The organism is Pontivivens insulae (assembly GCF_900302495.1).
Lineage (GTDB): Bacteria > Pseudomonadota > Alphaproteobacteria > Rhodobacterales > Rhodobacteraceae > Pontivivens > Pontivivens insulae.
Genome location: NZ_OMKW01000003.1, coordinates 298761 through 315787, shown reverse-complemented (window position 1 = coordinate 315787; position 17027 = coordinate 298761). Strand labels below are relative to the sequence as shown.

Genomic DNA, 17027 nt, shown 5'->3' with positions numbered 1-17027 from the left:
GGCTCTCGGCGGACTGGGTCCCTTCGTGTTTTCGTGTAGAGGCGGTACTGAGCCATGTCGCAAAATCCCACACCTCCCGTTGAACTGATGGTCTGCGTCAAATGCCGCTCAGCCGTTGAGCTGGTCGAGAGCGAGGTGCGCCCGGGTGCGCAATTGCTGGAGGCGATTTCGGGCGAGCAGGTGCCCGAGCATGTGACCGTTACCGGTGTTGAGTGCCTGTCCAACTGCACGCGCGGCTGCTCTGTTGCATTGCGCGGCGGGGCAGGGCGCTGGACTTACGTTTATGGTAATTTTACGCCGCAAGATGCCGCTCTGGTGCTGGACGGCGCGCAAAAATACCAGCAGACCGAAGATGGGCTGGTTCCGTGGCGCGAACGCTCTGACCATTTCCGCAAGAATTGCATTGCGCGCATTCCACCAATGGAGACTTCGAATGTCTGATCTCGCAAAGCTTCCCGTCACTGTCGTCACCGGCTTTCTGGGCTCGGGCAAGACCACGCTGATCCGGCATCTGATGACCAACCCGCAGGGCAAGCGTCTGGCCATCGTGGTCAACGAATTTGGCGATGTCGGTGTCGATGGCGAAATTCTCAAATCCTGTGCAATCCCCGATTGCCCCGCCGAAAACATCATGGAACTGGCCAATGGCTGCATCTGCTGCACCGTTGCCGACGACTTCATCCCGACCATTGAGGCGTTGATGGCGCTGGAACCGCGCCCTGAGCACATCATCATCGAGACCAGCGGTCTGGCCCTGCCCAAACCATTGCTCAAGGCGTTTGACTGGCCCGATATCCGCTCGAAGATCACCGTGGATGGTGTGATTGCGTTGGCGGATGCAGAGGCTGTGAGCGCCGGTCGCTTTGCGACGAATGTCGAGGCGGTCGATGCACAACGCCGGGCCGATGACAGCATTGATCACGAGACACCGCTGAGCGAGGTGTTCGAGGATCAGATTTCCTGTGCCGACATCATCCTTTTGACGAAGCCGGATCTGGCCGGACCGGAAGGTGTGGCAAAGGCTCGTGAGATCATCGCGGCCGAGGCACCGCGTGTCCTGCCGGTTGTTGAAGTGGCCGAAGGGGCTGTTGATCCGCGTGTGATCCTGGGACTTGAGGCCGCCGCCGAAGATGATATCGACGCGCGCCCCTCGCATCACGACGGACATGACGACCACGAGCATGATGATTTCGAGAGCATCGTGATTGATCTACCTGAGCAGACCGATCCAGCCGTGCTGGTGGCCCGGATTGAGGCGATGGCCCGCGAGCAGAACATTCTGCGCGTGAAAGGATACGCCGCCGTTGCGGGTAAGCCGATGCGGCTGTTGGTGCAGGCTGTGGGCGCACGGGTGCGCCATCAGTTCGACCGGCCTTGGACGGCCGCAGAAGGGCGTAAGGGGCGTCTGGTTGTCATCGCAGAACATGACGATGTGAACCCCGATGCGATCCGTGCCGCCCTGTTGGAGCCTGCTGCTGCGGCCTAGGCCCGGGCAATGCCGTCATGCATGTCATCTTTCGCGAAAGCCACGGACTGGACGAGACCGAGACGCCGATGGATCTGGGCCAAAGCCCGGCAGATCTGGTCGTGCTCTCATTTTCGGACAGTGATCTCGGGGCTTTTGCGGCGGGGTGGCATAGGGCCGATGGGAAGCTGCCGACCCTGCGCCTTGCCAACCTGACGGCCCTTAAGCATCCGCTTTCGGTCGATACTTATGTGGAGCAAACGCTCGAAGGGGCGAAAGGAATCCTGATCCGTTTGATCGGGGGGGCACCCTATTGGCAATATGGTCTTCAACAGGTACGCGCCCTGGCAGCGGAAAAGGGCATCGCGTTGGCTGTTTTGCCTGCGGATGGTCGTGCTGATCCCCAACTCGATGAGGTCTCGACGCTTCCGACGTCCACCTTGCGGCGTTTGGCGCATCTTTGTGACAGCGGCGGGGCTGTCGCCGCGCAGGCCGCCCTTGCACAGATGGCGCTGGCGGCGGGTCTTTATGCCGGACCCGTGCGCGGTTCGAAGGCCATGCCGATGGTCGGCGCGTGGCGGCCGGAAGATGGTGTTTGCTGCCCATTGGTTGCGTTGGGCGCAGAGAAGCCGCTGATCCTGGTCAGCTTTTACCGATCGTATCTGGTTTCGGCTGACCTTGCACCGATTGAGGCTATTTTCGCGGCTTTGCGGGCGCGGGGTTTCGAGGTCTTGGGATTGTTTGCGCCCTCGTTGAAAGCGCCAGAGGCCGCCGGCTGGCTTGCCCGTCAGGTGCGCGCGCTCGGTCCCGCGGCAATCGTGAACGCGACATCGTTCAGTGGCAAAGGTGCTGACGGCACCTCACCCTTGGACGCGGGCGATGTGCCGGTCGTGCAAGTCGCGCTTTCGACATCGCGGCGCAAAGCGTGGGAGGACGCGGAGCGCGGCCTGTCGCCCACGGATCTTGCCATGCACGTTGTCCTTCCCGAAATTGACGGGCGGCTTTTCGGCGGCGTGGTCAGCTTCAAGGAGCCGGGCCGAAAGGATCCTGCCCTCGAATATTCTCGATTCGCCCACAGGGCCGAGCCTGAGCGGATTGAGGCTTTGGCAGATCGCGTTCAGGCAATGGTGGAACTGGGAGCGCGTTCGGCTACTGAGCGACGCCCCGCGCTGATCCTGTCGACCTATCCGGGCAAGGACTGGAACATGGCCCATGCCGTTGGGCTGGACGCCATCGCATCGGCGGAGGCCATTCTCGACGATCTGGGCGCCGATGGCGTGACCGTTGCGCCCGGCGGACCGTTGCCAGAGGCGCTTTCAGCGCGCCGCACGGTCTGGCCGGTTGCGGACTATCTCAGAGCGCTGGAAGCCTTGCCACAAGAGCTACGCGATGACCTTGCCGCGGCGTGGGGATCGCCGGAGCAGGATGCGGATTTTGCAGATGGCGCGTTTCATTTTGCGGCTGTCCGGCGCGGCGACGTGACCATTGCCCTTCAGCCCGAGCGGGGCACGCCCCACTTGCGTGATGAAGAATATCACGACCTCTCGCGAACGCCGCGCCATGCCTATGTCGCCTTCTATCTTTGGCTCCAACAGCAGGCCGACGCGCTGATCCATATTGGTGCGCATGGCACATTGGAATGGTTGCCCGGCAAGGCCGTGGCCCTCTCAAGCGCGTGCTGGCCGGATGTTCTGACGGGGACACTGCCCGTTATCTATCCCTTCATTGTCAACGATCCGGGGGAGGCCGCGCAGGCCAAGCGCCGGATCGGGGCAGTGACCCTTGGCCATATCCCACCGCCCTTGCGCAACAGCGCCACGCCGGACCGGTTGATCCGTCTTGAAGCGCTGCTTGACGAATTCTCGAATGCGGATGGCTTGGATCCGCGCCGTCGTGACCGCCTTCAGGCCGACATCCGGGACGAGGCACAGGCAATCGGCGTGGAGGATGATCTGGGGCTTGATCGCGCGTCTTGCTCAGCCGAGGCCATCACCCGCATCGACCGGTTTGTCTGCGACATCAAGGAAAGCCAGTTTGGCGATGGGTTGCATGTCTGGGGGCGCGCCCCCGCGGTGGCCACACGGTTTGACGTCAGCGGCGCGGTGGCGGGCGAACGGCAATCGCTGCTGGATGCGCTGAATGCAAAGCGGATTGCGCCGGGGCCTGCGGGCTCCCCCTATCGTGGGCGAACAGATGTTTTGCCAACCGGGCGCAACCTCTTCGCGGTCGACCCCAGGTCGGTGCCGACGCGCAGCGCCTATGCGCAGGGGGTCAGGCTGGCTGATGAATTGGTGCGCCGACATTTGCAGGATCACGGGGACTGGCCCCGTGGGTTGATCGTCGATTTATGGGGCTCTGCCACGATGCGCACAGCAGGTGAGGAGTTCGCAATGGCCCTGAACCTGATTGGTGTGAAGCCGGTCTGGGACAAGGGGTCAGAGCGCGTGTCGGGCATCGAGGTGATCCCGCTTGCTGAGTTGGACCGACCCCGGATCGATGTGACGCTGCGCGTCTCTGGCCTATTCCGCGATGTCTTTCCTGTGTTGTCGACCTTGTTTGGGCAGGCGGTGCGAACACTGGCCGCGCGGGATGAGGCTCGTGACTTCAACCCCTTCGTCGGACAGGAGGACGCGCGGGTCTTTGGCCCTGCTCCCGGCAGCTATGGTCTGGGCATGGGGCCGGATCTTGAAGACTATTCTGAAGCGGGCCGTATCCGCGCGGGGGAGGCGTGGTTGAAGGCCAGTGCGTGGTCCTTCGATGGGGCAGAACCGATGCAGGATGCAGCAGGGATTGCGGCCCGTGTGGCGGCAGCGGACAGTTTCGTCCATTTGCAGGACTTGCCTGAGACGGACCTTTTGCTCGCCTCAGACTATGCGGCACATGAAGCTGGCTTTGCCGCGGCGCAAGCGGTGACGGGCGGGCAGGCTTCGCTCTACCATCTCGACACAACCAATCCAGAGATCCCGCGTGCCCGTGCGCTGCCAGAAGAGATTGCGCGGGTCGTGCAGGCGCGGGCCATCAATCCCGATTGGTTGGCCGGGATGCAGCGCCACGGGTTTCGTGGCGCGGCAGAGATTGCGGCTACGCTGGAACATATGGCCGCGTTCGCGCAATTGGCCGGTGTGGTCCCGGCCCATCTGTTCGATGCCTATTTCGATGCGACGTTGGGCGATGAAGAAATCACGGCATTTCTAGCGGAGCAGAACCCGCAAGCGCTGCAAGCCATGCGGGATCGGTTCGGTGCCTTGGACGCCGCCGGTCTCTGGCAGAGCCGACGTAACTCAATCCGCGCGGCACTTGAGGCGGCGGAATGACTGTTGCGTCCGCAGTTGACCCCATGGTGAAGGATTGGTGTCCCGGTGCCCACCGGCCGATGATGTCGGGCGACGGGTTGGTTGTGCGCATCCGGCCGATGGGGGGCTGGCTTTCCTCCGATCAGGCCGAAGCGCTCTGCGACATTGCGGATCAGTTTGGCAGTGGTGTGATCGATCTGACAAACCGGGCAAATCTGCAAGTTCGCGGCGTGGCAGAGCAGGATCACGAGGCGGTGTTGCAGGCGTTGGGCGCCGCAAATTTGCTGGATGCTGATGCGCGTCTTGAAGGTCGACGCAACATTCTGGTGCAGCCCTTCTGGGAAGCTGATGATCTTACCGCTCGCCTGGCGAGTGAGCTTGCGGCGCGGCTCACCGAATTGCCCGAATTGCCAGCCAAATTTGGCTTTGCGGTGGATACGGGGGCGCAACCTGTGCTGACCGCTGCGTCGGCGGATATTCGGATCGAGGGCACTGAAGACAAGCTGACGGTCCGCGCGGATGGTGCAGATACGGCGTTTGGGGTAGAGGCTGCAACAGCGATTGACGCGGTCATTGAGCTGGCCGACTGGTTCGCCACCACGGCGCAGACCAAACGTATGGCCGGTCTCCTGAGGGATGCGTCGTTGCCAACTCGGTTCGCCGACAGGCCAGCGCTGCCTTCCGTGGTTCCGCTGCAACCCGGCCAAATCGGTGCCAATTTGCTGGCTGGAGTGGCGTTCGGACAGATGCTCACCGCCACGTTGCGCAGCGCTGTACGGGAAGCGGTTGGTGTGCGCACGACACCTTGGCGGATGATCCTTTTGGAAGGTATCAGGCAGAGTCCACATGCAGATTTGATCACTGTTGCTGACAGTCCGTTGATGCGCGCGGATGCCTGCGCCGGTGCCCCCTATTGCGCCTCAGCCACCGTAGAAACGCGGGCGTTGGCGCGAAAGCTTGCCGGGACTGCACCCGGCAGGCTGCATGTCTCGGGCTGCGCCAAAGGATGTGCGCGTCGTGCGGATGCGGACATCACATTGATTGGTCGCAACGGCCTGTTTGACATGGTCCGCAATGGCAATGCACAAACCGCTCCACACCGTACGGGCATTTCGCCTGAAACCCTTCTGACAGAGTTCATCTGAGCCATGCCCTACACCTACGAAACCGACGGTGCGGAGATCTACCGCCAGTCTTTCGCGACCATCCGTGCGGAAGCTGACCTTGACCGTTTCGATGCGGATGAGGAAATCGTCGCTGTGCGCATGATCCATGCCGCTGGGATGGTCGGGCTTGAGGAGCATATCCATTTTACGCCCGGTTTTGTGACGGCTGCGCGCGCGGCGTTGGAGGCAGGCGCGCCAATACTGTGCGATGCGCGTATGGTCAGCGAAGGGATCACACGCAAACGGATGCCCGCGGACAATGAGGTGATTTGCACGCTTTGGACCGATGGTGTGCACGCGCTTGCGGCTGAGATGGGCAACACCCGTTCCGCCGCAGCGCTGGAGTTCTGGCGCCCCCATCTTGAGGGGGCCGTTGTGGCGATTGGCAACGCACCCACGGCGCTTTTCCATCTTCTCAATATGCTGGAAGACCCGGACTGTCCGCGACCGGCCGCGATCATCGGCTGCCCGGTAGGGTTCATCGGCGCGGCCGAGAGTAAGGACGCCTTGTGGGATGCGCAGCCGGTGCCCTCCTGCATCGTGAAGGGCAGGCTTGGCGGCAGTGCGATCACCGTGGCGGCGGTCAATGCGATCGGGAGCCGGATCGAATGAGCGCGCCGGGAACGGTATATGGCGTCGGGTTGGGGCCCGGTGACATCGATTTGATGAGTGTCCGTTCGGACCGGTTGATCCGAAATGCGCGCTATGTGGCCTTTTTTCGCAAGAAGGGACGTCCGGGACAGGCGCGACGGATTGTCGAGGGGATGCTACCCGACGGCGTTGTTGAAATCCCGATGGAATACCCGGTGACAACGGAAATTCCGTTGAGCGATCCGCGCTACAATGAAATCCTCTCGGCCTTTTATGCGGAGTGTCGGGCAAAGCTGCGCGCGCTGGCGGACGCAGGAGAAGATATCGTGGTGCTGTGTGAGGGTGATCCGTTCTTTTACGGCTCTTTCATGCATCTCTACACCCGGCTCAAGGATGACATTCCGGTTCAGGTTGTGCCTGCGATCACCGGGATGAGCGGGGCTTGGACTGCGACAGGCGCGCCGATCACGTGGGGCGACGACGTGTTGAGCGTGCTGATGGGGACTTTGCCGCAGGACGAGCTGATCTCTCACATGAAGGCAGCTGACGCGCTGGTCATCATGAAAATCGGGCGCAATATCGACAAGGTGCGTGACGCTTTGCGCGTGGCCGGACGGTATGACGCCGCATGGTTGGTCGAGTTCGCGACGATGCCCAACCAGACGGTCACGAAGTTGAGCGCCGCGGAAGGCAAGGTGACGCCCTATTTCTCGATCATCGTGGTGCATGGGCAGGGGCGCCGTCCATGAGCGGTTGGGTCAGAATTGTCGGCCTCGGCCCCGGTCGGGAGGAGATGGTGACGCCGGATGTGCGAGCTGTCTTGGATGAAGCGACAGATGTGATCGGCTATATCCCTTATGTCGCCCGCGTTGCACCGCGCCAGGGCCTGAACCTGCACGCCACGGACAACCGCGTTGAGATTGATCGCTCGCGCCATGCACTGTCCCTGGCCGCGCAAGGGGCACGGGTGGTCGTGGTTTCATCGGGCGATCCGGGTGTTTTTGCGATGGCCGCGGCAGTGTTGGAGGCCGTGGAATATGGGGAGCCGGGCTGGCGCGACCTCGATGTTCAGGTCATGCCCGGCATCACGGCAATGCTTGCATGTGCAGCGGCGTGCGGTGCGCCGCTCGGGCACGATTTCTGCGCCATCAACCTTAGCGACAATCTCAAACCCTGGGCGCTGATCGAGAAGCGACTGCGGCTGGCGGCAGAGGCTGATTTCGCGATGGCTTTCTACAATCCACGCTCGAAATCACGGCCCGAGGGATTTGCCAAAACGCTCGACATCCTGAAGGACGCCTGTGGCGATGATCGGCCCGTGATCTTTGGAAGAGCGATTTCCACACCGGATCAGACGATCCGGGTGGTTCCGTTGAGCGAGACCGAACCCGAAATGGCTGATATGCGCACAATGGTGATCGTTGGCTCGTCTCAAACGCGGCTCATCCCCCGCGACGGCGCGCCGTTGATTTACACACCACGTTCTGTCGCGTCGTGAATCCAGTCGAGGATATCCGGCACGCTGTTGTGCTCGATACGCTTGGGCAGCGTTGGGCGGTCGATCATTATGACGGGCAGGCCCAGGCTGCGCGCTGCTGCGATCTTAGCATAGGCACCGGTGCCGCCTGCGTTCTTGGAAACGACGAGGTCGATCTGGTGTCGGGTCATCAGCGCGCGATCGTCCGCCTCTGTGAAAGGACCGCGCGACACGAGGATGTGGTGGTCGGGAAAATTCGGTGGGGTCGCTGGTTCATCCACAAGGCGCAGCAGGTAGAAATGCTGAGGGTTCGGTGCGAATTCGGGAAGGTGCATACGCCCAACTGCCAGCATGACGCGACAGGCAGGGCGATCCAGTGCTGCGACAGCGCCTGCAATGTCGGGAACATGAGTCCAATGGTCACCCGCTTGTGCACGCCACGGCGCGCGGGTGAGCGCGGCCAGAGGCGTTCCGGTTTGCGCGCACGCATCGACGGCATTCCGGCTCATTTGCGCAGCGAATGGGTGGGTCGCGTCGATCACATGGGTGATGTTGTTGTCGGCAAGATAGCGGCGCAGCCCGTCGACGCCACCAAACCCGCCAATCCGGCGCGGTACGGGCTGGCGCAACGGACGCTCAACCCGTCCGGCGAGCGAAAGGGTCGCACGCAAGCCCGTTTCGGCCACCGCGCGGCAGAGCGCCGTCGCCTCTGTCGTGCCGCCAAGTATCAAAAGGTTCGGTGTCATGGCTGAGCGTCCGTGGTTGACCATAATCGGGATCGGTGAGGACGGACGTGACGGCCTGACGCCTGCAAGTCAAGCGCGCCTCGATGCGGCAGAGGTCGTGATGGCACCGCCGCGTCATCTGGAGTTGATCGGGCCGACCGAAGCAGAGCAAATCACCTGGCCTGTTCCTTATGCTGACGGGATCGCGCGTCTGCTAACATTGCGGGGGCGCCCTGTTGTGGTGCTCGCCTCCGGCGATCCGTTCTGGTTTGGCGCTGGCACCTCAATCACCAGACATCTCAGCCGGGAAGAGTGGGAGGCATTGCCCGCGCCGTCGACCTTTGCATTGGCCGCCGCACGAATGGGCTGGCCGCTGGAGTCGACACGTTGCTTCGGGTTGCATGCCGCCCCGTTTGGTCGGTTGCGTCCGCATCTAGGGGAAAATGTGCGCGCACTCGTCTTGTTGCGAGATGGGGACGCGGTGTCCGCGCTTGCCGACTTTCTGATGGAGACGGGTCATGGGCAGAGCGGGCTGACAGTGCTGGAAGCGCTTGGCGGGCCGCGTGAACGGATCACCCAGATCACTCCGCAAGAGGTTCGGGCCGCCACATTCAGTCATCCCGTTGCAGTTGCAATTGACGCGCAGGGTGCTGGCCTGCCGCAAGTGTCGGGTTTGCCGGATGAGCTGTTCGATCACGACGGGCAGATCACCAAGCGCCCGGTGCGCGCGCTGACCCTGAGCACGCTGGCGCCGCGCGCCGGAGAGTCTCTATGGGATATCGGCGGCGGGTCCGGGTCGATCGCGATCGAATGGCTGCTGAGCCATCCGGCCACGTCGGCGACAATCATCGAACAGTCGGAGGATCGCGCAGCACGCATTAAGACGAATGCGGATGCGCTCGGCGCGGATCGTTTGAAGATCGTTACCGGGACCGCGCCTGATGCGCTGGACGATTTGGCGCCGCCAGATGCGGTTTTTGTGGGTGGCGGCGTGTCAGAGGCGATGCTGCAAAAGCTTTCGACACTTCCTGCTGGAACCCGGTTGGTCGCCAACGCCGTGACGCTAGAAGCGGAGGCATTGCTGAGTGTCTGGCACGCCAAGCTTGGTGGCGAACTGATGCGCATTGAGGTGTCACAGGCAAAGCCGCTTGGCCGAAAGCATGGCTGGAAAGCATCCTACCCCATTGTGCAGTGGAGCACCGTGTTATGATCGTGGCCGGGTTCGGATTTCGATCTGGCGCGTCGATGGACAGCCTCCACGACGCTTTGCAGCGTGCGTCAGGCGTTCTTGAGCCAGCGCTGCTCGCCACCCACATCGACAAGCGCAACGGGCTCGCCCCGCTTGGTGGCCGCCTTGGCGTTGCTGTGATGGGCATTCCTGCTGATGTGATTGCTCAGCAAGAAACCCTGACGCAATCCGCCTCCTCCCTTGCGGCGCGCAACACGGGCAGCGTTGCGGAGGCAGCAGCGCTTGCAGCGATTGGTCCCGGTGCGCGGCTGGTTGCACCACGAGAGATTTCGGCTGACGGTATGGCGACCTGCGCCCTGGCCATCAGCGCAGACGGAGAGACAATATGACCGTTCATTTCATCGGTGCGGGCCCAGGAGCCCCCGATCTGCTGACCTTGCGAGGGCGCGATCTGATCGCATCCAGCCCGGTCTGCCTCTATGCCGGATCGCTCGTGCCCGAAGCAATCCTTGGCCATTGCCCAGATGGGGCGAAGATCGTGAACACAGCCTCCCTCGACCTCGACGCCATCATGACTGAAATTGAAGCAGCACATGCTGCCGGGCACGATGTGGCGCGTCTGCATTCGGGGGATCTTTCGGTCTGGTCCGCGATGGGTGAACAGGTCCGGCGCATCAAGGCGGCGGGTATTCCTTTCACCGTAACCCCCGGCGTTCCCAGCTTTTCGGCTGCCGCCGCAGCGCTCGGCAACGAACTCACGCTGCCCGGCGTGGCGCAATCGGTTGTGCTGACAAGGACACCGGGCCGGGCGACTTCGATGCCAGCAGGGGAAACGCTGGAAAATTTCGCGAAGACCGGCGCTACGCTCGCCCTGCATCTGTCCATCGGCAATGTCGATCAGGTTGTCGCGGATCTGACACCGCATTACGGGGAAGATTGCCCGGTGGCCGTGGCCTATCGGGCGAGCTGGCCCGACGAAAAGATCCTGCGCTGCACGCTGGGCACACTGAAGGCGGCATTGACGCCTGATATCACGCGCACGGCGTTGATCCTTGTGGGGCATGCGTTGGACAGCGAGGGGTTTGCGGAAAGCTGCCTCTACTCGACCGACTATGACCGCCGGTATCGACCGCAAACAGCGGAAAGCCCCTGGGCCAGCTGGAGCCACGGGGATGACTGATATTGCGGGAGTGATGATTTCAGCGCCCTCATCGGGTACGGGAAAGACAACTGTGATGCTGGGTCTGTTGCGGGCGCTGCGTGATGAAGGCCTGACGGTCCAACCCTTCAAGAGTGGCCCGGACTACATCGACCCCGCGTTCCACCTTGCGGCGGCGGGGCGGCCCTCGTTCAACTTTGACACCTGGGCCATGGATCAATCGCTCCTTGACGGAGTGGCGGCACAGGCGGCGGGCGCTGACATCATTGTTGGCGAAGGCTCCATGGGGCTGTTCGACGGTGTGGCGACGCGCGGGCAATGTGGCTTTGGCTCCAGCGCGGAAACGGCCGCCGCGATGGGGTGGCCGGTCGTCCTCGTCGTGGATGTAAGCGGGCAGGCGCAATCGGCGGCGGCGACTGCTCTGGGCTTCAAAATGTACAACCCTGATCTGCCATTTGCCGGTGTGATCCTGAACCGCGTCGCCTCCCCCAGACATGAGCGGTTGACCCGCGTTGGGATGGAGCAGGCGGGTATTCGGGTGCTTGGCGCGTTGCCGCGTCGGGGTGATTTGAAACTGCCCGAGCGGCATCTTGGACTGATACAAGCGGTGGAGCATCCCGATCTGGAAGCGGCCATCGCAGGCTATGCGGATTTTTTGCGGGAGCATGTGGATCTGGCTGCGATCAAGGCCGCTGCGCGGGGCCGGTCCTTGCCCAGCACCGGGGCGCTGCCGCCACCGCCCGCGCAGCGGATTGCGATTGCGCGGGATGCGGCTTTCTCCTTCACCTATCCACATCAGCTGACTGGCTGGCGTGCCGCCGGGGCGGAAATTTTGCCGTTTTCGCCGCTCGCTGACGAAGCACCGGATGAAAGCGCGGATATCGTCTGGTTGCCGGGCGGCTATCCGGAGCTGCATGCCGGGCAGATCGCCGCCTCCCGCGTGTTCCTTGCCGGGTTGCGGGTCCACGCGCAGACAAAGCCCGTGCATGGCGAATGCGGAGGCTACATGGCGCTTGGCGAAGCCTTGATCGACAAGGACGGGGTGCGCCACGAAATGGCCGGACTGCTGGGTTTGGTGACGAGTTATGAGAAACGGAAGTTCAACCTGGGCTACCGCCGGGCGGTGCTGAGCGCGCCGATGCCGGGTTATGGGGCGGGGCAGGCGCTGCGTGGGCATGAGTTCCATTATTCCTCTATCCTGGAACAGCCCGACGCCCCGTTGGCTGAGGTCTTCGATGCGGATGGGAATGCAGTCAGGCAGACGGGCTCGCGCCGGGCCAACACGACGGGTACCTTCTTTCATCTGATCACGGCGGAAGGGTCATGACCGGGTTTGTCAGTTTCGTCTCCTCGGGGCCGGGCGACCCGGAGCTTCTGACGCTCAAGGCGGTCGACCGGCTGAAACGCGCGGATGCGGTGTTGTTCGATGACCTGTCCTCCGGTCCGATCCTGAGCCATGTGCGTAGCGGGGCCGATCTGGTCGGTGTGGGAAAGCGGGCCGGGCGGCCATCGCCCAAGCAAGATCATGTCAGCCGCTTGCTTGTGGACTATGCGCTGGAGGATCAGCGTGTTGTGCGCCTCAAATCGGGGGATAGCGGTGTCTTCGGTCGGTTGGAGGAGGAGATCACAGCGCTTCGGGCCGCTGGTATCCCCTATGAAGTGATTCCCGGCGTCCCGTCGGCCTGTGCGGCAGCGGCGGCAGCAGGCATACCGCTGACGCGGCGACTCACCGCCCGCCGCGTCCAGTTCGTAACGGGTCATGACGTTACGGGAGCGTTGCCCGAAGATCTGAACATCGCGGCCCTTGCAGATGCGCAGGCGACCACCGTGGTCTTTATGGGAAAACGGACATTTCCCAAATTGGCAGCCATCCTGATGGAGGGTGGTTTGCCCCCGGAAACCCCAGCAATGATGGCCGAAGCGGTGAGCACGCCCGACCAGAGCCTGCACCGATCAACGGTTGGAGACTTGGCCAGAATGCTGGACGGTGAGCTGAGCAAAGCGCCCGCCCTGATCCTGTACGGTGCGTTAGCCGACCCTGAAATGTCGTGAACCAACTTGTCGCACCCTGAAATTGCTGTAATGGTCAGGGCAGATGGTGGTGGCCTTTCGCGGTCGCCTGAAAAGGGAACCGGGTGAAAGACCCGGGCTGCCCCCGCAACTGTAAGCGGAGAGCGGACCGACAGATGCCACTGGCCCGATGGGCTGGGAAGGCTCGGTCCCGCGATGATCCGCAAGTCAGGAGACCTGCCATCTGAATTGAAATCGCCGGTCTTCCGGCACATGCGTCCGTCGGGTGGACGGCATTGGAGAGAGAGACATGCATATCGAACCGGGCGTCGTGGATGGCGCGAAAATGGCCCTCGCTTATGGCACCGCAGCGGCGGCCGCAGGGTATTCGGTGAAACTGGCTGCAGATGATCTGAAGTCCCACAACATCGTGTCCTTTGGCCTGCGGTCGGTGATCGCGATGGTCGGTACGTTCATCTTCTTCGAGTTGCTGCCGCATTTCGCAGTCGGAATTTCTGAGGTGCACTTCATCCTCGGCACAACACTGTTCCTGATCCTTGGTGCCGCACCAGCTGCGGTTGGTCTTGCCGCGGGACTGCTGATCCAGGGGATGTTCTTCGCGCCGTCCGACCTGCCGATGTTCTTCGTGAACGTGTCGACGCTGCTCTTCCCGCTCTTCGCTGTTCATGCGTTGGCAAAGCGTGTGGTTCCGGCCAATACGGCTTATGTCGACCTTGCCTATGCTGATGTTCTGAAGATGTCCGCTGTCTATCAGGGCGGCGTCGTCGCCTGGGTTGCATTCTGGGCGATCTACGGTCAGGGCGTGGGTGCTGACAATCTGAATGCCGTGCTGGCCTTCGGTGGGGCCTATATGCTGGTGGTTCTGATCGAGCCGCTTGCGGATCTGGCGGTTCTGGCAGGTGCCAAGACGCTGCGCGGCCTCAATGGTTCCCCGGTCGTGACCGACCGCCTTTACAACGCGGCCTAAGCGCTGCGGCTCAAGATGGATCGTGGCGGGGGAGACCTGCCGCGATCAGCCTGACCATGATCCCCACATTGACACTTATCGGCATCGGGACCGGGCATCCGGACCACCTGACCGAACAGGCGCGCAAGGCGATCCGCTCTGCCGATCTCATCCTTGTGCCCCATAAGGGGTCCAGTAAGTCTGATCTTGCCGACCTGCGGTTTCAGATTATCGAGGGGCTGCGGCCGCTGGATGAGACGGTTGTGACGTTTCAGATGCCGGTGCGCGATGGCACACGCGACTATGTCGATGCGGTCAACCAGTGGCATGATGAGATTGCAGCGATCTGGACCGGAAAGATCGTCGATGCCGGTAATCCTGAAAATGCGGCGCTGCTTGTCTGGGGCGATCCCTCGCTCTACGACAGCACAATTCGCATTGCCAAACGGCTTGATCCGTTGCGCAAGATCGTTGTTGTCCCGGGGCTGACATCTGTTCAGCTTCTGACGGCAGCGCATGCCATTCCGCTGAACACACTGGCTGCACCCGTCACGATCACGACGGGCCGTCGTTTGCGAGACCAAGGCTGGCCAGATGGCGCGGAAACGCTGGCCGTCATGCTGGACGGGGGATGCGCATTTCGCCATCTCGACCCCGGTGATTTTGATATCTGGTGGGGCGCCTATCTTGGTATGGCAGAGGAGATCCTGTGCTCAGGTCCCCTCGCGGACGTGTCCGAACAAATCCAGCGCCTGCGGGCAGAAGCGCGCGCAGACCACGGTTGGATCATGGATGTCTACCTGTTGCGACGCCGTGCGTGATTGGAGCCGTAGCACCGGGGTATTTGCCCCAATCCGAAGCGGTCACAGCGTGATGGGCTGACCGTGGGGTGTGCGGGCTGCGGCGTCGAGCCAGTCCTGCTTGCGTGCGGTCAGAGCAGAAGCTGACGTCAGACCCTTTGCCGCCACCAGTGTTTCAAGCGCTTTAAGCCAGTGTTGATAGTAGGCGAGCGTCTGTCCGCCGTGAATTTCGCTCGAAAGTGCATCTGCCCATTCAGCCCAGGTGAAGGCGCCACGCTCGTGCAGATGCACGATCAGCGCAAAGGCCTGTGCTTCCCAGGGTTCGGCAAAGACGGGTTCATCATCCTGAAGCGTGATGCCCGGCAAGTCTGTCAGTCTCATGGTCATGGGTTTGCGATCAGATAGGGCTGCCAGAGATCGAGGGTCACGATATCCCTCGGGCTCTGCTTCGGTCCCCAAAGCGTCCGTGCGTCGAATGTGATCTGATAAAGCCATTCGGCACGCTCCTGCCCGGATACGCTGTCATCAGGATAGACGTGAAATCCATGGACCTTGGTCACCGTCCCGGTTTTGTCGCGTGCATAGCGGGGCAGGCGGGTGTGTCCTTCGGGGTGCAGATTGATCGTCCGAATGCGATCTCCGGGTGCAAAAGCAGGCTCTCCGATCTCCGGCCGGTTCACGGGACCACCTGCATTCAAGACGGCCTCAACGTCGGCGGCGACCAGTCTGCGCCGGATGGCGATGGGGGCCTGAAGGGCGCGTCCCTGCTCCAATTCTGTGGCAGTGATCATCCCGCGCTCGGTCATCAGCGTGATCGCGGCCTCCAGCCAGATCTCGTAATAGCTCATCATCATATAAGCGGGGGGAGGGCGGTTCTCCCGCGCAAAGCGGGATTGGTCGAGGGTCCATTGCCCGCATGCCCCCAGGGCGACAACCATGCCCAGAACGCGCGCCTCCCACTCTGCATGAAAATTCGGTTCGTCAGCTTCTTCGACCACGGGGCCAAAGCCCATCACGCCGCCCAGATCCGCGCCACCATTCATGATGTGGCCTCTGGTGACAGGGCCAGTCCCGTCCCGATCATCGCATTGCGCGTGACCAGACGCCGAAGCGACGCCTCGTCCATCCCCTCCGAGCCCAAAGGCCGCTGGGGGATGACGAGATAGCGGATCTCGGCTGTGGAATCGTGGACCTGAACGGCGACATGATCGGGCAGGGTCAGGCCAAATTCTGCCAGCACACCGCGCGGGTCGATCACGGCGCGGGATCGAAACGGCGGCGATTTGTACCAAACCGGGGGTAGGCCCAGCACCGACCACGGGTAGCACGAGCACAAGGTGCACACGACAAGGTGGTGGGTGTCGGCGTCGTTAAAGACCGCCTCCATATGTTCGCCCTGACGCGATGTGTATCCCAGTGAGTGGATCGCGGCGGTGGCATCTGCGGCCAGCCAATCGCGAAAAACCGGATCGGTCCACGCCTTGGCCACGACATGCGCGCCGTTTTGCGGGCCGATCTGCGTCTCATAGGTCTGAACAATCTCGTCTACGGCGGCGCTGTCGATATAGCCCTTTTCGCTGAGCAAGCTTTCGAGGGCCCGGACACGCGCGTCGATATCGCTCATATGAGAGTGGTCATCACTGTGATCGTGCGGCATGCGATCCTCTCGCTCAGCTAGGTACGTTTTCAGTTGTGGAGCTTAGCGTCAGAGCCATTCGCCGCCAAACAGATCTCTTCCAAATGTGCTTAGCGGCTTTTCATGTCTGAAAGACCGGGTAAGGTGGTGCTTGCGGTCACGGCACGCCCCACACGTGCTACCGCAAGCACCGGCCAAGCGGGTAAAGCGGGAAAACGATTGAACCTCACCCGCTTGGCGGTCCAGCATCTGTTTGGTGCTCCGCTCAGCCGAACCAGGCTCGCAATCTGGGTCGAAATTACCTTGATAGTGTCCGTCAGGCTTTCAGCGTTTTCGAACATAAAGTCGAGGGCGCGACCGTCCCCACCGCTGGGGATGAAAAAACGGACATGGCGCACGGCCGGCCCAATGTCTGCCACCTTCAGATCATACACCAGCGCGGGTTCTCACCTTTCTGGCGAGCTGGCATGAACGCGATCAAAGACCCTTCCACTGGGATGTGATTCGCGCGCTGGCCTTATTCAAAAAACGTGCTGGCCCTACGTCGTT

General features: G+C 62.1%; 18 protein-coding genes and 1 riboswitch. Of the genes, 14 read left to right on the top strand and 4 right to left on the bottom strand.

Annotated elements, in window-relative coordinates; genetic code table 11:
* Nucleotides 1–54: 54 nt before the first annotated feature.
* The 7 genes from POI8812_RS12015 to cobJ are packed head-to-tail and all read left to right on the top strand — an operon-like array spanning nucleotide 55 to nucleotide 8013.
* The gene (locus tag POI8812_RS12015) at nucleotides 55–441 is read left to right on the top strand and encodes a DUF1636 family protein (protein WP_108782840.1); all 387 of its coding nucleotides are present in this window, start codon (nucleotides 55–57) and stop codon (nucleotides 439–441) included.
* Nucleotides 434–1486: a cobalamin biosynthesis protein CobW gene (cobW, locus tag POI8812_RS12010; RefSeq protein ID WP_108782839.1), complete on the top strand. Its 1053-nt coding sequence runs from the start codon at nucleotides 434–436 to the stop codon at nucleotides 1484–1486. Before POI8812_RS12015 ends, cobW begins: the two co-directional genes overlap by 8 nt.
* 17 nt (nucleotides 1487–1503) lie before the next feature.
* Entirely contained in the window at nucleotides 1504–4779 is a 3276-nt protein-coding gene (cobN, locus tag POI8812_RS12005; RefSeq protein ID WP_108782838.1) for a cobaltochelatase subunit CobN, read from the top strand.
* On the top strand, nucleotides 4776–5903 hold the full coding sequence (locus POI8812_RS12000; RefSeq protein ID WP_245895386.1) for a ferredoxin-like domain-containing protein: 1128 nt from the start codon (nucleotides 4776–4778) through the stop codon (nucleotides 5901–5903). Before cobN ends, POI8812_RS12000 begins: the two co-directional genes overlap by 4 nt.
* Before the next feature lie 3 nt (nucleotides 5904–5906).
* Nucleotides 5907–6536: a precorrin-8X methylmutase gene (locus POI8812_RS11995; protein WP_108782837.1), complete on the top strand. Its 630-nt coding sequence runs from the start codon at nucleotides 5907–5909 to the stop codon at nucleotides 6534–6536.
* Nucleotides 6533–7264 carry a precorrin-2 C(20)-methyltransferase gene (locus tag POI8812_RS11990; RefSeq protein WP_108782836.1) on the top strand — a complete coding sequence of 244 codons (732 nt, stop codon included), beginning with the start codon at nucleotides 6533–6535 and terminating at the stop codon, nucleotides 7262–7264. The genes POI8812_RS11995 and POI8812_RS11990 overlap by 4 nt, the downstream gene beginning before the upstream one ends.
* The gene (cobJ, locus tag POI8812_RS11985; RefSeq protein ID WP_108782835.1) at nucleotides 7261–8013 is read left to right on the top strand and encodes a precorrin-3B C(17)-methyltransferase; all 753 of its coding nucleotides are present in this window, start codon (nucleotides 7261–7263) and stop codon (nucleotides 8011–8013) included. The genes POI8812_RS11990 and cobJ overlap by 4 nt, the downstream gene beginning before the upstream one ends.
* Here the strand turns inward: cobJ and POI8812_RS11980 are convergent.
* A complete protein-coding gene (locus POI8812_RS11980) occupies nucleotides 7986–8738 on the bottom strand; it encodes a cobalt-precorrin-6A reductase (protein ID WP_108782834.1) in 753 nt (250 codons plus the stop codon). The genes cobJ and POI8812_RS11980 overlap by 28 nt on opposite strands.
* Between POI8812_RS11980 and cbiE the strand changes: the two genes are divergently transcribed.
* From cbiE to cobF, 7 genes are all read left to right on the top strand, one after another.
* Nucleotides 8737–9927, top strand: coding sequence for a precorrin-6y C5,15-methyltransferase (decarboxylating) subunit CbiE (gene cbiE, locus POI8812_RS11975; protein ID WP_108782833.1), 1191 nt, complete (start codon nucleotides 8737–8739; stop codon nucleotides 9925–9927). The two genes, POI8812_RS11980 and cbiE, sit on opposite strands and share 2 nt — an antisense overlap.
* A complete protein-coding gene (locus POI8812_RS11970; protein ID WP_108782832.1) occupies nucleotides 9924–10295 on the top strand; it encodes a cobalamin biosynthesis protein in 372 nt (123 codons plus the stop codon). Before cbiE ends, POI8812_RS11970 begins: the two co-directional genes overlap by 4 nt.
* On the top strand, nucleotides 10292–11086 hold the full coding sequence (gene cobM, locus POI8812_RS11965; RefSeq protein WP_108782831.1) for a precorrin-4 C(11)-methyltransferase: 795 nt from the start codon (nucleotides 10292–10294) through the stop codon (nucleotides 11084–11086). Before POI8812_RS11970 ends, cobM begins: the two co-directional genes overlap by 4 nt.
* Nucleotides 11079–12392, top strand: coding sequence for a cobyrinic acid a,c-diamide synthase CobB (locus POI8812_RS11960; protein ID WP_108782830.1), 1314 nt, complete (start codon nucleotides 11079–11081; stop codon nucleotides 12390–12392). Before cobM ends, POI8812_RS11960 begins: the two co-directional genes overlap by 8 nt.
* Nucleotides 12389–13117, top strand: a complete 729-nt coding sequence (gene cobA / locus POI8812_RS11955) for a uroporphyrinogen-III C-methyltransferase (RefSeq protein ID WP_108782829.1) — start codon at nucleotides 12389–12391, stop codon at nucleotides 13115–13117. The genes POI8812_RS11960 and cobA overlap by 4 nt, the downstream gene beginning before the upstream one ends.
* 27 nt (nucleotides 13118–13144) lie before the next feature.
* A riboswitch (cobalamin riboswitch) is annotated at nucleotides 13145–13334 on the top strand.
* A gap of 51 nt (nucleotides 13335–13385) precedes the next feature.
* A complete protein-coding gene (locus POI8812_RS11950) occupies nucleotides 13386–14063 on the top strand; it encodes an energy-coupling factor ABC transporter permease (protein WP_108782828.1) in 678 nt (225 codons plus the stop codon).
* 59 nt (nucleotides 14064–14122) lie between these two features.
* Nucleotides 14123–14863 carry a precorrin-6A synthase (deacetylating) gene (cobF, locus tag POI8812_RS11945; RefSeq protein WP_108783214.1) on the top strand — a complete coding sequence of 247 codons (741 nt, stop codon included), beginning with the start codon at nucleotides 14123–14125 and terminating at the stop codon, nucleotides 14861–14863.
* Between the two features lie 42 nt (nucleotides 14864–14905).
* Here cobF and POI8812_RS11940 read toward each other — a convergent pair whose 3' ends face one another.
* Genes POI8812_RS11940 through nthA form a run of 3 tightly spaced genes read right to left on the bottom strand, consistent with a single transcriptional unit; the run spans nucleotide 14906 to nucleotide 16499 of the window.
* Nucleotides 14906–15223, bottom strand: a complete 318-nt coding sequence (locus POI8812_RS11940) for a nitrile hydratase accessory protein (RefSeq protein ID WP_245895384.1) — start codon at nucleotides 15221–15223, stop codon at nucleotides 14906–14908.
* 2 nt (nucleotides 15224–15225) lie between these two features.
* On the bottom strand, nucleotides 15226–15885 hold the full coding sequence (gene nthB / locus POI8812_RS11935) for a nitrile hydratase subunit beta (protein WP_108782826.1): 660 nt from the start codon (nucleotides 15883–15885) through the stop codon (nucleotides 15226–15228).
* Nucleotides 15882–16499, bottom strand: a complete 618-nt coding sequence (nthA, locus tag POI8812_RS11930; protein WP_108782825.1) for a nitrile hydratase subunit alpha — start codon at nucleotides 16497–16499, stop codon at nucleotides 15882–15884. The genes nthB and nthA overlap by 4 nt, the downstream gene beginning before the upstream one ends.
* Between the last annotated feature and the right edge of the window lie 528 nt (nucleotides 16500–17027).

What these genes read in the sequence shown, in the direction of transcription:
- POI8812_RS11960 (WP_108782830.1), top strand. Translation starts at nt 11,079, where the DNA reads ATGACTGATATTGCGGGAGTGATGATTTCAGCGCCCTCATCGGGTACG.
- cobM (WP_108782831.1), top strand. Translation starts at nt 10,292, where the DNA reads ATGACCGTTCATTTCATCGGTGCGGGCCCAGGAGCCCCCGATCTGCTG.
- POI8812_RS11950 (WP_108782828.1), top strand. Translation starts at nt 13,386, where the DNA reads ATGCATATCGAACCGGGCGTCGTGGATGGCGCGAAAATGGCCCTCGCT.
- POI8812_RS11970 (WP_108782832.1), top strand. Translation starts at nt 9,924, where the DNA reads ATGATCGTGGCCGGGTTCGGATTTCGATCTGGCGCGTCGATGGACAGC.
- POI8812_RS11940 (WP_245895384.1), bottom strand. Translation starts at nt 15,223, where the DNA reads ATGAGACTGACAGACTTGCCGGGCATCACGCTTCAGGATGATGAACCC.
- cobA (WP_108782829.1), top strand. Translation starts at nt 12,389, where the DNA reads ATGACCGGGTTTGTCAGTTTCGTCTCCTCGGGGCCGGGCGACCCGGAG.
- cobW (WP_108782839.1), top strand. Translation starts at nt 434, where the DNA reads ATGTCTGATCTCGCAAAGCTTCCCGTCACTGTCGTCACCGGCTTTCTG.
- nthB (WP_108782826.1), bottom strand. Translation starts at nt 15,885, where the DNA reads ATGAATGGTGGCGCGGATCTGGGCGGCGTGATGGGCTTTGGCCCCGTG.
- POI8812_RS11980 (WP_108782834.1), bottom strand. Translation starts at nt 8,738, where the DNA reads ATGACACCGAACCTTTTGATACTTGGCGGCACGACAGAGGCGACGGCG.
- POI8812_RS12000 (WP_245895386.1), top strand. Translation starts at nt 4,776, where the DNA reads ATGACTGTTGCGTCCGCAGTTGACCCCATGGTGAAGGATTGGTGTCCC.
- nthA (WP_108782825.1), bottom strand. Translation starts at nt 16,499, where the DNA reads ATGCCGCACGATCACAGTGATGACCACTCTCATATGAGCGATATCGAC.
- cobN (WP_108782838.1), top strand. Translation starts at nt 1,504, where the DNA reads ATGCATGTCATCTTTCGCGAAAGCCACGGACTGGACGAGACCGAGACG.
- POI8812_RS12015 (WP_108782840.1), top strand. Translation starts at nt 55, where the DNA reads ATGTCGCAAAATCCCACACCTCCCGTTGAACTGATGGTCTGCGTCAAA.
- POI8812_RS11995 (WP_108782837.1), top strand. Translation starts at nt 5,907, where the DNA reads ATGCCCTACACCTACGAAACCGACGGTGCGGAGATCTACCGCCAGTCT.
- POI8812_RS11990 (WP_108782836.1), top strand. Translation starts at nt 6,533, where the DNA reads ATGAGCGCGCCGGGAACGGTATATGGCGTCGGGTTGGGGCCCGGTGAC.
- cbiE (WP_108782833.1), top strand. Translation starts at nt 8,737, where the DNA reads ATGGCTGAGCGTCCGTGGTTGACCATAATCGGGATCGGTGAGGACGGA.
- cobJ (WP_108782835.1), top strand. Translation starts at nt 7,261, where the DNA reads ATGAGCGGTTGGGTCAGAATTGTCGGCCTCGGCCCCGGTCGGGAGGAG.